At 65.9% G+C, this 270-nt stretch carries 1 pseudogene; it reads right to left on the reverse strand.

The window, feature by feature from the left end:
* A pseudogene (locus SB725_RS31345) lies at window positions 1-270 on the reverse strand (SAM-dependent methyltransferase); the annotation flags it as partial.

Raw genomic sequence — 270 nt, forward strand, 5'->3', positions numbered from 1 at the left:
GTCACGACCGAATCCGCTTCGCGGCCCCAGAGGTCGAGGAGAAAGTCCGCTTCCTGGTGCTCCAGCAAGCGTGGCAGTTGCAAATGGCGATGGAGCAGTTCGTGCACTTGTCCGGCATCCAGGGGGCACTCGGCAATGGGCGGGCGCCAGTGGCAGGCCAGTAGCTGGCCATCCGCGGCCAGGGAGCCCAGGGCCCGTGCCACCAGTTGCGCCAGGTCGGCGGCGTCCAGGTAATAGCCGATCTCGCTGATGACGATCAGATCGAAGGGC

Origin of the sequence: Pseudomonas sp. SIMBA_041, from assembly GCF_046535095.1 — a bacterium.
GTDB classification, from domain to species: Bacteria; Pseudomonadota; Gammaproteobacteria; order Pseudomonadales; family Pseudomonadaceae; genus Aquipseudomonas; species Aquipseudomonas mucoides.